Annotated in this window: 14 protein-coding genes; all 14 read right to left on the bottom strand. The window is 45.4% G+C overall.

Annotation, left to right across the window (positions count from 1 at the left end; translation table 11 throughout):
- Positions 1-22: 22 nt before the first annotated feature.
- Positions 23-1,192, bottom strand: coding sequence for a glycosyltransferase family 4 protein (locus tag RQP18_RS03565; RefSeq protein WP_342388789.1), 1,170 nt, complete (start codon positions 1,190-1,192; stop codon positions 23-25).
- An 86-nt stretch (positions 1,193-1,278) separates the two neighbouring features.
- On the bottom strand, positions 1,279-2,568 hold the full coding sequence (locus RQP18_RS03560; RefSeq protein WP_342388788.1) for a hypothetical protein: 1,290 nt from the start codon (positions 2,566-2,568) through the stop codon (positions 1,279-1,281).
- A 12-nt stretch (positions 2,569-2,580) separates the two neighbouring features.
- On the bottom strand, positions 2,581-3,789 hold the full coding sequence (locus RQP18_RS03555; protein WP_342388787.1) for a lipopolysaccharide biosynthesis protein: 1,209 nt from the start codon (positions 3,787-3,789) through the stop codon (positions 2,581-2,583).
- Positions 3,779-5,626, bottom strand: coding sequence for a polysaccharide biosynthesis protein (locus tag RQP18_RS03550; protein WP_342388786.1), 1,848 nt, complete (start codon positions 5,624-5,626; stop codon positions 3,779-3,781). The genes RQP18_RS03555 and RQP18_RS03550 overlap by 11 nt, the downstream gene beginning before the upstream one ends.
- Positions 5,627-5,985: 359 nt before the next feature.
- Positions 5,986-6,702 carry a CpsD/CapB family tyrosine-protein kinase gene (locus RQP18_RS03545; RefSeq protein WP_342388785.1) on the bottom strand — a complete coding sequence of 239 codons (717 nt, stop codon included), beginning with the start codon at positions 6,700-6,702 and terminating at the stop codon, positions 5,986-5,988.
- Between the two features lie 28 nt (positions 6,703-6,730).
- On the bottom strand, positions 6,731-7,405 hold the full coding sequence (locus RQP18_RS03540; RefSeq protein ID WP_342388784.1) for a YveK family protein: 675 nt from the start codon (positions 7,403-7,405) through the stop codon (positions 6,731-6,733).
- A gap of 215 nt (positions 7,406-7,620) precedes the next feature.
- A complete protein-coding gene (locus RQP18_RS03535; protein WP_342388783.1) occupies positions 7,621-8,274 on the bottom strand; it encodes a PIG-L deacetylase family protein in 654 nt (217 codons plus the stop codon).
- 14 nt (positions 8,275-8,288) lie between these two features.
- Positions 8,289-9,194, bottom strand: coding sequence for a methionyl-tRNA formyltransferase (locus RQP18_RS03530; RefSeq protein ID WP_342388782.1), 906 nt, complete (start codon positions 9,192-9,194; stop codon positions 8,289-8,291).
- Between the two features lie 13 nt (positions 9,195-9,207).
- On the bottom strand, positions 9,208-9,792 hold the full coding sequence (locus RQP18_RS03525; protein ID WP_342388781.1) for a sugar transferase: 585 nt from the start codon (positions 9,790-9,792) through the stop codon (positions 9,208-9,210).
- A gap of 93 nt (positions 9,793-9,885) precedes the next feature.
- A complete protein-coding gene (locus RQP18_RS03520) occupies positions 9,886-10,653 on the bottom strand; it encodes a formyl transferase (protein ID WP_342388780.1) in 768 nt (255 codons plus the stop codon).
- Positions 10,653-11,624, bottom strand: a complete 972-nt coding sequence (locus tag RQP18_RS03515; RefSeq protein ID WP_342388779.1) for a polysaccharide deacetylase family protein — start codon at positions 11,622-11,624, stop codon at positions 10,653-10,655. The genes RQP18_RS03520 and RQP18_RS03515 overlap by 1 nt, the downstream gene beginning before the upstream one ends.
- Before the next feature lie 369 nt (positions 11,625-11,993).
- Positions 11,994-13,175, bottom strand: a complete 1,182-nt coding sequence (locus tag RQP18_RS03510) for a glycosyltransferase (RefSeq protein ID WP_342388778.1) — start codon at positions 13,173-13,175, stop codon at positions 11,994-11,996.
- A gap of 966 nt (positions 13,176-14,141) precedes the next feature.
- The gene (locus RQP18_RS03505; protein ID WP_373446118.1) at positions 14,142-14,267 is read right to left on the bottom strand and encodes an IS3 family transposase; all 126 of its coding nucleotides are present in this window, start codon (positions 14,265-14,267) and stop codon (positions 14,142-14,144) included.
- A gap of 416 nt (positions 14,268-14,683) precedes the next feature.
- Positions 14,684-14,848, bottom strand: a complete 165-nt coding sequence (locus RQP18_RS03500; RefSeq protein WP_342388777.1) for a transposase — start codon at positions 14,846-14,848, stop codon at positions 14,684-14,686.
- Positions 14,849-15,283 lie beyond the last annotated feature (435 nt).

Raw genomic sequence — 15,283 nt, 5'->3', positions numbered from 1 at the left:
TTGCAATTTATAAACCACAATCTCAAGCCTTAATATATCCAGCTTTCGTATCATCTATTCTTCCCAGTGTATTGTAGAAGTCGAGCACTTTCCGCTGAATGACCTCTCTATCATAGTTGTCTTCAACGAATTTCCGGGCATTCTGCCCCATCTGACCCCGTTTCACCGGGTGGATGATCATGTCCTCGAGCCCTTCTTCCAACCCCTTGATATCATTATTTGGGACAATAAGCCCCGTCTCGTTGTGTACAACCGTATCTCTCACACCTGTCGAATTAAAACCGACAACCGGCACATTCATTGCCTGTGCCTCAATACTGACCGTACCGAATCCTTCACGGTAGGTTGGGAAGGCAAATACATGCATCATGCTGTAGTAATATTCCGGTTCTGTTGTATGGCTACAAAGGATGATCCGTTCATGTGTATGGATGATATCTATATTTTCTGGCCGGATCGGATCCGCTTCTTCAATGTCCCCAACCAACAACAGCTTGATATTTTCATATTTTCTACTCAGTCTAGTAAAAGCCTCCACAAGTTCATTGGTCCCCTTGTCACGTGTCATCCTACCGATATAGCCGATGACGAAATCAGAGGGTTCGATATCTAGCGTCTCCTTCATCCGTGTGAGCCGGTCCTGATCCACTGCATCCGGGCTGAACCGCTGCATATCGAGGCCATTGACACTACCTTTGCCGATTCTGACGACTTTCTCACGGTTGACGAGCTTTCTGCCGACCATCTCCTCTTCAAGACTGTCGGAAATCACGAGGACATGCGTGCTCAATAAACAGGTCAGTTTCTCCGTTGTCTCCAGGATGAGTTTCTTCACTCCCGTCACTGTTTCAAGACGCAGACCCCATTGCGCATAGATTCTCGTTTCAGTGCCGTTCAGATAGCCTGCAACCATGCCGAGCAGTCCTGCCTTCGGTGTGCTGAATAAAATGATGTCCGGATCTTTCTGCTTCAAATATCTGTACAAGGAATAAAGTGTCGTCACATCCCTGTAAAGATTGATTTCACGCTCGAATGGAATATGTTTGAGCTTGAGTCCTTCGTAGTGCCTTTCTGGATCGTTGTTGCATACCACTTCCACCTGGTAGCCGTTCTGTTCTATAAAGTGCACCTGCTCATGGATGAACAGTGCGCTCATGGAGGAAGTGACACCATGAATCAATTTCTTCTGCATAAGCTACATCTCCAAACCCCTGTTTTTTTGCAGCCGCACCCCTGGACTGCATACAAGATGCCAATCAATGCTTATGCCAGACCCCTTTAACGGTACCCCCTGATGGCGGTCTCTTTCTTTTTCGACCAATATGTCCATATGACACCGATTGCCACGATGATGACATAGAATATTTTGAACCGGTGCCTGAGTGCCGTCCCTGCGTTCGAAATGCCGAATCCGAATATGAGCCATGTCACGACGATACTAAGCAGAATGATGCCGAATATCGGACGCTTCTTAATGAGCGCATAGTTTTTGACGAATACGGCGAGTGCGAAGAGGTAGAATACCCCATCCAGGAAAAAGGCGATCAGGTCATTGAAGTTTCTGACGGTCCACGGCATCGGTGAACCGATGAAATAGAATACCTTTATCGGTGAGAATAGAACCATCTGGTAGATGTTGTCGACCACCAGCCAGCTCAAGTAGGCACTCTCCCCGATATCGTCAGTGAACGCTTCGTAGATGCTGGAATTGTTCCGCTCCACCTGGTCTATCTTGTCGTATATCGGCAACGCCGATATGCTCTCCGGATACATCATGACGTACGTGATGCTCACCGCAAATATAGTGAAAGGGATGATGGACCTCAGTGTGAACCTGAATGCCTTCTTGCTGTGCTGATAGAATATGAAGCCGAACAGATAGCCCACCAGCACCCCGATTACGCCGGTATGGAACGACGCACCGAGCAGGATGAATGCCACGCTCAGTATCGCGCTACTCCATTCCCCATTCTTATACCATCTGACAAAACAGTAGAGTGATAGTGTCACCATCAGCGTAATGATGGCTTCCCTGACCAATATGCTCGAGAATATCAGTGAATGCGGAAAGAATGACATGACCCCGACCAGTACAAACTGTATATGGAGCGGCACATCCAGCATTCTGAAAATCTGTATAACGAGAAGGATGGCGGTGAGTGCCATCAGCACATTCAGGAATTGGGCGAAGAGCCGGTCGTCACCATACATATTGAAGATGAGCGCCAGGAATTTCGTGTACAGGCCGCCATACATCTCAGCATTCATCAGTGCCATCTTCTCGCTGATATATTGCGCTGTCTTATAGTAGTTTTCAGAATCGATCCCACTATGCGGAAGGTTGGGCATCTTTTCTTCGAGATCGTACAATACCATCCCAAGTCTTGCCAGGAACCCTGCATAGATGAGGATGAGAAACTTTGTATATTTCAAGTACAGCAGGAAGAACAGCAGAATTGACGTAATGATGATGAATGAAACTGTCAGAAGGGTCGTATCCGTAATATAATCCCTGAACAGATACCCCATAACCACATATGAAAGTGCGACCAGCCAGATGATGAACATGTCCTCCGCCTCCTAGGAGCGTACTTTAAATTTCCAATGGTGGATCAGCACGCCAATCTGCCCTATGGCCAGGATCAGATACGTGAGGATGACCACAATAAATGCACCGGTTAGACCATAAGGAACGATGATGATAAACGATAATATGATTGCTGCTATGAAAGTCGTACCCTGCAGGAGCACCTGCAGATTGTAGATGTTGAATATGCTGAGTGCCATCTCGAACAGTTTCGTATATACGGTGAAGATGAGCAGGATGCCAAGGAGGATGATTTCATCCTGGTATCCGCTGAACCGCTCTCCGTAGACGAGTACGAGTATGCTGTTGCCGAAAGTAAGCAGTATGGCCTCCCCTATCACTATGAGGATCAGGAATATACCGCACAGCCTGAAGAATGAGTGATAGAATTTGGCTGCGCTTTCTTCCGCTTCCTTGGAAAGCCCCGCCACTACACTCTGGCTGATGGCAACGACGACGTTGTTGGTGATGATCACAAAATACATGATCGTTGCGAAAATACCGAGTGTCTCGACACTATGGAAGTATTCGAGGACATACCTCGGAATGTTTGAAACGAGCGAGTTGAGCAATTCCACAACCGAGAGCCCGATTCCTAAAATGAAGATGTTCTTGAACTCGCGCCACTTGATTCCAATATTCGCCCTTTTTTTCGAAAATGAAAATTTGCAGTCATACACATAGTAGATGATCATCTGTGAAACCAGCAGGCTCAATATTGCCATCACCAGGGAATCGAAGATGAACACGGCCGCTGAAAATAGTATGATTGTGACGATGCTTTTGTATATCTTCGAATAGGCGAGAAAGCTGATCCTGGCCTCCGCAATATTCTCCGTATAGATGAAATCCTCCTTGTTCTCGTAGAACTTGAAGAGGACGAAGATGAAGAGGCATATGCTCTCATATATGCTCAAGTCCACAAACAGCAGGACGATCAATGAGCCAAGAATGAATGCATAGTTGGCGAGGTTCCTGAATTCGTGGAATATCACATAGTCATATGACAGCTTCCTCTGCGTCGGCACCAGGACGATGAGCATGAAGCGGCTGAACAATACAAGCGGGCCTGTCAGAGCAAGAAAGTATGAGAACAGGCCCACTTCATAGAGACCGAGCAACCGTGTGATCAGAATCACCTGCATCCATTGATTGAGTGCAAACAGCAGGGTCCCTACGATGTTCAGGATTTTAGCTTGCATTTTCCTGTCCTACTTTTTCAGGCTCCATGTTTTCCTGCCTGACGAACTTGACGATCCGCTCCTTCATCTCGTTCTCATCGATGGAGAGGAACGACTTGATCTGCGCCTCGAGAAGACTCAGTGAAGATTCTGAAACCCTGCCCCGATAGATCTTCTCATAGACCTGTTCCGGATGGATTTCATTCTCTTTCAGCAGTTCCTCATACAGCTTCTCGCCCGGTCGTATGCCGACGAATTCGATGCCGATTTCGGTCTCCGTGAATCCGCACAGACGGATCATGTTCTTGGCAAGGTCGACAATCTTCACAGGTTCTCCCATATCGAGCACAAACACTTCCCCGCCTTCTGCGATTGTACTCGCCTGGATGACGAGCCGTGACGCTTCCGGAATGGTCATGAAGTAGCGTGTCATCTTCGGGTCAGTGACCGTAATCGGTCCGCCCGCCTGGATCTGCTTCTTGAATTTCGGAACGACGGAACCGCGGCTGCCAAGGACGTTTCCGAACCTGACCGCAACGAGCGTCGTATCCTTGCACCCCTTATCGAGCGCCTGGACGATCATCTCAGCCATTCGCTTCGTCGCCCCCATGACATTCGGTGGATTGACCGCCTTGTCCGTTGAGATCATGACGAATTTCTTCGCTTTGTAATGGCATGCCGCCTCAGCTGTATTCTTCGTCCCGATGACATTGTTCTTCACCGCTTCCCGCGAATTGTACTCCATCATCGGCACATGCTTGTGCGCTGCGGCATGATAGACGATATCCGGCCTGTACTTCTCGAACACTTCGAACATGCGCTTCCTGTTCTGCACATCCGCAATGATCGGCACATAGCTGATACTGTCATTCTTCTTCTCCAGCACCTCTTCCAGTATGGAGTAGATGCTGTTCTCACCATGTCCCAAAAGCAGTATCTGCCGCGGTTGGAACTTGGCGATCTGTCGGACGATCTCAGATCCGATGCTTCCTCCGGCACCTGTGACCAGTATCGTCTTGTCCGTCACCTGCTCCTCAATCCCCTTGATATCGAGCTGCACCGGTTCGCGTCCAAGCAGGTCTTCCACCTGGACCTGTCTCAGTGCATTGACTTCCAGTTTTCCCGAGAGCACGTCTTCGATATTCGGCATGGTCAGGACGTCCACACCATCCAGGTTGGCAAATGTATGGATTTCCTTGAGTTCCGTCTTGCTCAGGGAAGGCACCGCGATGACGACTTTCTTGATATCGTATTTCTTCACGAGACGTTCGATATCATTCCGGTTGCCTTCCACCCTGACACCACCGCAGAGCTCCAGATTGTGCTTGAAGGGATCATCATCGACCACAACCACAGGGTTCATGCCCATGGAAGGGTTATCAAGCATCTGCTTGATGAGGATGGATCCCCCTTTGCCACCGCCAAATACCATCGTCCGGGTCATCTTGGGCCCATGGGACATCCTTCCGTTCAGCTCATAGGAGATGAGCTTCCATGACAGCCTTGACCCGCCGATGAGCAGCATATGCATCATCCATGTCACAAGCATCAGCCGTATGAATGTGCTGTCGAACAGAAGGTATATCAGAATCGTCGTGGCCAGTATCGATGCACTGACCGCCTGTGTGACCGAAATCAGTTCCCTGACGCTCGCATATTCCCAAGCCCGGTGGTACAGGTTGAAGATATAGGCGAACAGATGGTGGTTCACAAGCAGTACGACGGCTGTCACTCCCAGCACTGTCAGCGAATAGTCCGAGAAGAATGGCATGAGGATGTAGTAGCCGATGAACACTGAAAAAGTTACGATTAACGAGTCGACAAATAGAAAGAGAAAATAACGCTTTTTAGCACCCATAGTATCCTCTTCTTTCCTTTTAGAAATACCCTTATTCGATTGTTTTGCATTGCACCCTTTGTACCGCTTTTGACCTCTTTCTTGGGGGCCACCATGACCTCTCAGGTGGCCCCATTCCGTTATGCTAATAAATTCATGTTTTCCTACCCAATGTCTTTCTAATTTGTCGAGCGTCTATTCAATGCAATCAATGGTCAATGTGTAAAACAGTTCTGCCCCGTTTTCAACCACCCCCTTTGATGCCCGAATGACCGCACCCCTGAAGTCATTCAAGATGATTCACGCTTCGTATATTATTCATTTTCAACAATTGATTAGCGTCCCGATCCATCTGGTAAGGATGACCAGGCTGCAGGATATCAGCTCTCCGTAACCGGCTCTGCATAGTAGTATGCTTCGTTCGGACCGCGCCTTTCCTCCCGGTTATTGAGAACCACTCCGATAATGTTCGCACCCGCCTTATCCAACAGGTCCTTCGCTTCCAGCAACTCGTTGCGGTCATTGTTCTCCACATCGGTGATGAGCACTACGCCATCCGCCTGCTTGCATAGAAGCTGGGAATCCGTCACCGACAACAGTGGTGGCGAATCGATGATCACCATTTCGTAGTTGATTGCCAGTGCATTCATCAAAGCTTCCATGCTTTTCGATGCCAGAAGTTCCGACGGATTTGGTGGAATCGGACCGGAAGTCATCAGGTCGAGTTTATCGAATTCGGTCTTTGTGACCATATCCTCTGGCGGCACATGGTCAATAATCGCCTTGGACAGCCCCTTTCTGTTCGGGACTTCAAACGTATAATGGGTTGTCGGCCGCCTCAGATCCCCATCCACCAATAGCGTCTTCACTCCTGCCTGTGCATAGGCGACCGCCATGTTGGCGGCAATCGTCGACTTTCCCGCCCCCGCTATGGCGGAGGTGAACAGCACCGACCGTATTGGATGATCTACACCCGAATACGTGATATTTGTCCGCAGTATCCGGAATTGTTCACTCACAGTCGCATGCGGCTGGTTGGCCACGACCATGCTCCTGGGCGTCGTATTTTCAATTTTGTTCATTTTCTTCCTGTTCATGAAAGCTCCCCCTTAATATCAAAGCTTCTTAATCTTCAAATTTCGCGATTGACCCGACCACTGGCAAATCGAGAACTTTCCGTACATCCCCTTCATTCTTGATTGACTTGTCGAAATGGTCTCTTGCGAAGGCCAAAATCAGACCGAGCATCAATCCGGCAAACAGGCCGAGTGCGATGTTCAAGAGAGGCTGTGGTGATACCGGCTCCATATCCGGCCCGATACTCGCCGGTGCATAGATGGAGAGATTATCCACATACATGATTTCAACGATTCTTTCCTGGAAGACTTGCGCAATTTCATTGGAAATCGCTACCGCCTCTTCCGCCGACTCGTCAACGACCCTGATGGACAACACTTGCGACTGATCCTGGTTGGTGACGGAAACCTGCTTGGAAAGCTCCTTCACAGTCTCTTCCAATTCGAGATTGGTGATTACATCCTCGAGTATCGTCTTGCTCAACATGATATCCCTGTAGGTGTGGATCAGCTGCAGGTTCGTTTCGATATTCTCGAAATCCACCACCACAGCATCCCCCGGCGAACTGACCAGCATCTGTGTTTCTGCTTCGTACTTCGGCGTCATGACAAAATAGGTGATGAGCGCAGCGAGTATGCCCACCAGCAGCATCGAAGTAATGATGGATGCCACATTCTTTTTGATGATCGCCCAGGCCCTCTCAACGTTTACTGAATCTTCCATACGACCCCTCCCCTTAATAACCAAACTTTATCTCTCTCTATAAGTTTGGAACCAATATAACACGTAATTAGAATTTTTGGAATATTCTGTTTGATAATTTTACAAATATTATGTATTTTTTTACTTGTATATACATAATATCAATAAATATACAACCCAAATATTAATTAAAATAACCCTTGCTACCGAGTGGGACACACGGATGGAAAGGGTAGCTATCTTTTTATCGTACGGATCAGCATAAAGCTTTCTGCATGCGCCACACAAATCGTGGTTCCCCGGACCATCGACAATGCACGAATTGCCTCCAACGACCTCGGATGCGGATAATCCTTAAGCTGTGAACGATAACACTCCATCGCTGCGAGCTTCTTCTCTATCGTGCTTGAAATGTCTATAAAGACATTGGGAACAAACGTATTGTCCATAGTCGGCGTATTCCATTCGGTCTCGGATAACGTCTCATACACCAGAATTTCACGCAGATTAGGGACGTTGAATGGACGAAGCGCCACCATGGCTGCATAAGTCGTTTCCGCATGATCGAAGTTCATGTCTCCCTTATGCGGAAGAAAAACAATCTCAGGTTTTACCTGCTTAACAATTTCATGAAACTTGGCGTTAATTTCACCTGTCGGTATATGTCTAAGTCCAATCATAGGCAGTTCCAGAAAAAATGCCTCTTTCACGCCCAGTACTTCATGAGCCTCGTGTGCTTCTCTCTTCAACATCTCAACTCTTTCAGAGTTTGGCCCATTCGTCACTTCACAAATATAAACATCATGTCCTTCATTGGCATACTTGGCTATGGTCCCCCCTGCGCCCAGTACCTCATCATCGTTGTGTGGTGCAAAAAAAAGTATGTTCATATTCCGACCTCCAATTATTTGAATTTATTCCCGTCGACGAATCTGACATCCTCATCCACTTCATAATCTTCAATACGCAGTATGCCATCCGTGCACAGTACATCGATCGACATGGAATCGGAACGGATGATCTGTCCAGGTATACCAATATAGCGTGCATTCGGATGCACGCTCGCGCGCCATATAATGACCTTATGGTCCCTGTAGTGAGAAAAGGCACCGGGGTACGGCCTTGAAGTCGCACGGATCAGCCTATGTACATCTTCAGCGGGTGCACTCCAGTCGATTCTGCCGTCTTCCGGCGTACGCTTCAGCAGGTAGGTCGTCTTCTCATGATCCTGGGGCGTCGCTTCCACTGCATCATTTTTCATCTGCTTCAGCACCCGTCTAAGCATCCGTCCGAGGGCTTCATTCGAAGCATGGTAGACATCCTCCGCATAATCCCCCTCACCAATCAGGTAGGTTTCCTGATCGACGATGTCGCCCGAATCCATCCCTTCATCGATGAAGAACAAGGACGTCTTCGATTCCTTCTCCCCAAGGAGCACCAGCCAGGGCAGCGCCGCCCTGCCCCTGTACTTCGGCAGTGCCGTCGGGTGATAACCGATGACGCCCTTTTTAGCCGTACTGATGATCTCCTCCTTGATCAATTGTGAAATTCCCACGACGAAGATATAGTCCGGTGCAATCAAACGGATCTCCTCCACGACCTTATCGTCATTAATATTCTTGAACGTCATGTGGGGGATATCATTCTCCTCCGCGATGACGGAGAGGTCCACATACCCGGAGACGTTCTTCGAATATTTCCTGTCCAGACCAAATACCATTTCCGGCGGATAGTCATGCACCACCATTCCATCGAGTACAACCTTGCTTGATTCAACCGATCCTATAAGGATCGTTTTGACATGTTCCATAACTCCAACCCCTTCAAGTCCTTTTCGGATTCCTTTTAAAGCTGCCCTCACCAAAGAGGACAATCAGTACCGTTTTCAGTAGGATTTTCACATCCAGCCACAGGGAGTAGTGCTTCACATACGCCACATCGTATTCAATCCGCTCTTCCCATGTCAGGTGTGTATTCCCGTTGACCTGGGCCAGCCCCGTCATGCCGGGACGCATTTCCAGGCGCTTCTGCTGGTACGCGTCATATTCCTTCGTCTGCTCCTCGACCGTCGGACGTGGCCCCACAAGGCTCATATCCCCTTTGAGTACATTCATCAGCTGGGGCAGCTCATCGATCTTGAGACGCCGGATAATCTTCCCGAATTTCGTCAGTCTTTCCGCATCCTTGGCGAAATCGAAATTCCTCTCGGCCGACTCGTCCACCTTCATGCTCCGGAACTTGTATATATCGAATAATTTGTGATGCAGTCCGACGCGTCGCTGCCTGAAGAAAAGCGGACCGGGCATCGTGATCTTGATCATGCCGCCGGTAATGACCAGCAGTGGCAGAAGCACCAATAGGCAGAATGTACTGATGACAAAGTCCAAAGCTCTTTTAATTTTAAGCAAAGTGACCCCCTTCTTTCACAAAAGTTCTCCACTCCCATTATTTCAGAATATTCTGAAATAAATTAATAAAAATTTTTATGCTGATGATTATTTCTATTTAACCTTCTTTATCGTCCGTCCGTAGAGATAGCTGAAAATCGTGGGATGGGACCAAAGTGCACTCTCCCGTGTCAAAGGCTCTTTCACTTTGAAAGTGTCATCCAAAATGGACCCGATGATCTTGTTGTAGTCTACCAGGGCATATGCCTCCTGTAGATGCGAGTAGGTCAGAAAGTTGTCATCCTCAGTCACTTCTATCACTTTCTGATCAAGTACCTCTCCTGAATCTATCCCTTCATCCACGAAATGTGTCGTTACACCCGCAAGTTCTGCATCATTGTTGTACAGTGCCCAGTAGCCCCCGTGAACCCCTCTATATTTCGGAGTGATGCCCACATGTATGTTTACAAACTTAGCGTCTGTGACACTTAAAATCTCGCCCTTTATTATCGGCGTTCCATTGATGAGGATCAGATCAGGATTCATTTCCCTTATCCTATTCTTCATCTCTTCCGAATTGACTGAAGCTATATGCGTTATCCTGTCCTCCGGTATATCAGCGTCATCCAAACCATACATCTTCTGTATGGTCTGGATTCTTGCATCTGCTTCCTTTTTCAAGAAGATTTTGGAGTATAGTGAGAAAATGATTTGACCCATCACCTTCGGCAGACCCAGCCGCTTTATCCTTCTCTTCAAAAACACCTTCCTGCTTCCTTTTCCTACAACCACAACTTCATCGATGGGAAACTCCTTGGTTACATTGTTGTATATATAGCTGGAAGTGACCCCCAAAGTACAGATCATCATTATCCTTTTCACTATGCTCTCACCTTCTCCACATATGATTCCATGCTTTCGGAACTGAAATTGTATTCCTTCTCTAATGTTTTAAAATGATCGATGATATCCTCCAGGAATCGGAAATTCTCCTCTGGAGACACTGAGAAATTATGCGGATGCCACCAGATGTGGTAGTAATGATTGTTCTTCGCAGCCGCAGTCATTTCATTTTTTATCCTCCTCAGCTGCAGGGCCCGCATCACCCGGTTGGTCTTATTCTGAGGCTTGAGGAAACGGCTCGCCTTTATGTTGTACAACTCTTCATAAGGGGAAGGATGTTCATGTGTAAGGTTCCCCGTAATGTTTAAGTACGTGTCTACCAGCCGCATTCCCCGGATGAAATAGTTATCATGCCTTCTCGGTCTGAAGATAAGGTGGTCCGGTGTCCCCCTGTAGGTATCGATACCGTATTTTTTCAAGAGATTAAGATAGTCCCTGTCGAACTGGTTCCTTGGAAACACGATACTGCTCATCTCAATCCCCTTCTCATCCGCAATCTCTTTAGCAATCCTAAGGTCGTCTGCAAATTCATGAACCGTCTGACCATCCTCCAGGCAATAGTAGTGTGAAAAACTATGGGTTCCGATGGTTTGATACTTACTGTTCTTCAGCTCTTCTACTATGTCATTCGCAAAGAAGACACCTTCGCAGAAATTCTCTTCTTCAACGACATGGTTGAAATTAAAATAATTATCAAGCTCCCGTCTACTATATTTTGGTTTGGCTATATGGTGTGTAAGTTCATTCAATTCCTTAGAATTTTCCACCATCAGAAAACCAACCGTAGACCAAGTTACTTTCATCTCATTTTTTTCAAATAGTTTGATCATCTCTGAAGCAATATCCCGTGTCTGATAAAATCGTTTGAATTGTTTGTTGTAGTCGGTAATCCCCAAATAGCCCCAATACAATTCGAAATCCAGCGAGATGATAAACGTACCATTTTTCATAGTACACCTCTATTCAGTTGTATTTGCATTAATTTAAGTGTTCTCTCCCCACTAGAAAGCGTAAAAGTTTAGATATAAGCTATTTTTAGGAAATTCATCATATATCTAAACACACCCCCGCATACTGATACGGTTGATGATTTTCATTTCTCATTTCCATAGATTATTGTTTCGAAAACGGTCTTCTCCCTTTTTTAATTTATTGCAGTACCGTTATTCATGCGTTTACCTTGATATGCTGGAAATTATATGCGAAGTGCCTTATACTATCGTATCGCTCTTTCTAAAGCCTCTCTCTTTCCAAGTAGTGTAATCTTCTATGGAATTTATTTTCCAACCCTTCTTTAAATGGATAAATTGCCATAAAGATCATGTGTCAGTGACTTGATGATTCTCTTCAATCTCATAATTGTCTTGTTCTCTAATCGCATCATAAAATTCAAAAAGTTGCTCCTCCATACGCTTCTTTTCAAAGTTTTCTAAAACAAACGGACGTGTATCCTGCACCATTCGCTTTCGTATCTTCGGATTTTCAATGAGGTATTCGATTGACTCCCCAAGACTTTCAGAAGTGTTATTCTCGGTAATCAGTCCTGTTGTATTGGGCATCAATGCATCTCTGGTACCAGGAGAGTTGAAAGTGACCACAGGCACGCGCATCGCTTGAGCTTCTAGGCTTACAATCCCCAATTCCTTTTGTTGGCAAGGAAAAACAAACAGGTTCATCATGTTGTAATAGTATTCCACATCGGTTATTTTAGGATGGTGAAAAATATTGGAATTATTAATGATCCTTTCTTTGACAACTTTTCCTGCCGGGTCGTTATCTTCAAAGTTCCCAATGAGCAGCAATTTAAGATGATTGTATTCACTACTTAGTTTCTCGAATGCTTCCACCAGCTCATTGACCCCCTTCCCCTTGGTCAACTTACCGACGTAACCAATGACGAAATCGGAAGGACCTATACCTAGGGTATCTTTGAGGACTTCCTGCTTCTCATTATCCAAGTTAGCATTGTTGAATTTTTCCAAATCAATTCCGTTGCTGATTCCTCTGCTGATTCTGACAACTTTTCGCGGGTTGACTATTTTCTGTTGCATGAGTTCTTGCTCCAGACTGTCCGAAGTAACAATCACATGGGTACTGAGCAGACATGTCAACCTCTCCGTCGAATAGAGGAATGCTTTTTTCAACCTTCTGTCTGCTGCAGAATGCAGCCCACTCTGCACATATACGCGGGTTTTGATGTGGTTCAAACACCCAGCTGCCATTCCCATAATACCGACTTTTGGAGTACAGAAATTAACGATATCTGGCTGCTCCTTATTCAAGTAACGGGTCAAATTATATAGGCTTCGTATATCCTTGAAGATATTATTCCGCCTCTCATGAGAGGGGCTATTCATGCTATTCTCATCATAAATCTTGTCAAACTCTTTGTTACAAACAACTTTAACCTTATAGCCGTTATTTTCAATAGACTGTACCTGTTTCTCAACCAGCAGTACACTGCGGGAAGAAGTGACCTCTTCAATAATCTTCTTCTGCATAAGCTACATCTCCAAACCCCTTAGTTTTGATGGCAGCATGCATTTATTCAGTTGTATTGTGCTTTGGCAAACTGCCATGCATCTCTTAATATTTAACTGATTTTTATATATATTCACACAGATTAGTTTTAAGGTAAGAACTTGTAACATGCTTATACCTTTTACTCTTTAATACTCCATGCACGACAAAAAGATATAAAGCACCTTAAAACAGAGTTCTTTTAAAAACCACCCGTGCATTTAGTGAGCAAGCCTGCATGAGGATGTAGTAACCAATAAAAACTGGAAAAATTACGATTAACAAGTCGACAAATAAAAAGAGAAAATATTTCTTTTTAGCACCCATAGTTTCCTCTATTTTTTTTCGTCTATTCTTCAAACTGTCTTTATTCGACTTTTCCGTAATACACCCTCTGACCCACTCCGACCTTTTTCTGTGACTCCGCCACGACCTCTCTAGGCAAAATCACTCCGTTACGCTAATAAATTCATGTTTTCCTACCCTATTTCTTTCCCTTGTTTTTTGCACTTCAACAATATCGATCATTATCCTCTAAAGCAGCCAATTACTGTTCTTAATCACCCCCCTTATGGTCAAAAAAGTTGTTCAAAAACTTCTAATTAAAAAACTCTTATTCTCGTTGCGCATAATTAAATGTTATAGATTTTCGACCTATAATCTTCGTCTTTCTTCTTACCTTTCAATCACCCCTTAATTAACTTATATTTATCTCTCTGTATAAGTTTTAACCAAATATACCACATATTTATAATTTTTGGAATATTCTGATTAGAATTTTTCAAATATTATGAGTTTTTACGTTATACATACCTTTAGCATATTGTAAAAAAGAAAGAGTTGTGATGACAACAATGTGGACTGAGCCCCGTCAAGTAGATAGTTTAAAAAATGCATTATGCTGCAAGTAGATGACCTCAGTATTGTACCGGGGTCATTCTTTTTAGTCACCATTGGTATATTTCATTATTATACTTGTTGATATAATTGCCAACTGCATGCTGCAATGATTCAAAGGACGGGCAGGCTTTATGGTCCCCCCTGTCTTTAAAGTGACCAAAGAAGGATTCCATGGGTGCATTATCTCAGCAGTTCCCCTGGTGGAACATGAACTGGCGGAGACCCAGCTGTTTGACTCTGTTCTGGAACTCGGGGTGGGTATAATGCACGCCCTGGTCGGAATGTATCATTGCTTCCGGATGAACCCACTCTACAGTTTCATTCAGTTGTTTGAGAATTCAATGGACGATATCCATCTTTAGGGAGCGTGACACGACATGTATAATGATTCCTTTCGTTGTGTTATCTTTGACGCAGGAGAGATATGCTTTTTGGCCGTTTCCATAGTAAATATAAGTGATGACGGTCAGATACACTTTGCCCGGTTTATTTTGGTCGAATGCCCGATTCAATAAGTTCTTGCATGTGCTGTATTCCTTTATCGCTTTCAACATATGCCTGTACGGCTTGGCCTGTCTGACCTTTGCGGTCAAATGATATTTTTCATCAATCGTCGGATCTTTTTGCGATTCATGATGATGCCGTAATCATTCTCCAAATACATTTTGATCTGGAGGGCACCGACCTTTTCTTTTTCCGCATCAAAGATCTTTTCAATCAATGCCGCAGCTTTGTCGTTATTTTCCGTTTCCATTTGTCAGCCTGCCTCTCCTTTTAACCACGCGTAATAGCCACTTCGACTGACGCCTGAGAGCTTGCATAGTGAGACACCATATTTTTAAGTGGATGCTTGCGATGGAGCTGTTCAATCAGTTCATATACTTCAGAATGTTTTAGTCTCGTCTCTGGTGCTTCGCCTGTCTTTCGTGTGTTTCGAGTTTTTTAGGAATTCATTTTCTGTCTCTAGATATTTAATCCGTACTTCTGCCTTCTTTAACTTTTCTGCTGCTGAGAGCGCCTTGTTGGATGGCCGCCCAGTGGCCCCTCTGTCCCGGAACTCATTTTCCAACCCACCTTCACCATACTTTTCATACATTTTGCGCCACCGTCTGAAGGACCTACCTGGTTGTTCTTTTCCAATGATGGCCAAATCTGGTCAATGAATATCTGGGTCGGTTCCCCCCTGAAA

This window comes from Salinicoccus sp. Bachu38 (genome assembly GCF_038561955.2).
GTDB lineage: Bacteria > Bacillota > Bacilli > Staphylococcales > Salinicoccaceae > Salinicoccus > Salinicoccus bachuensis.
This window is presented reverse-complemented; position numbering and strand designations above follow the sequence as displayed.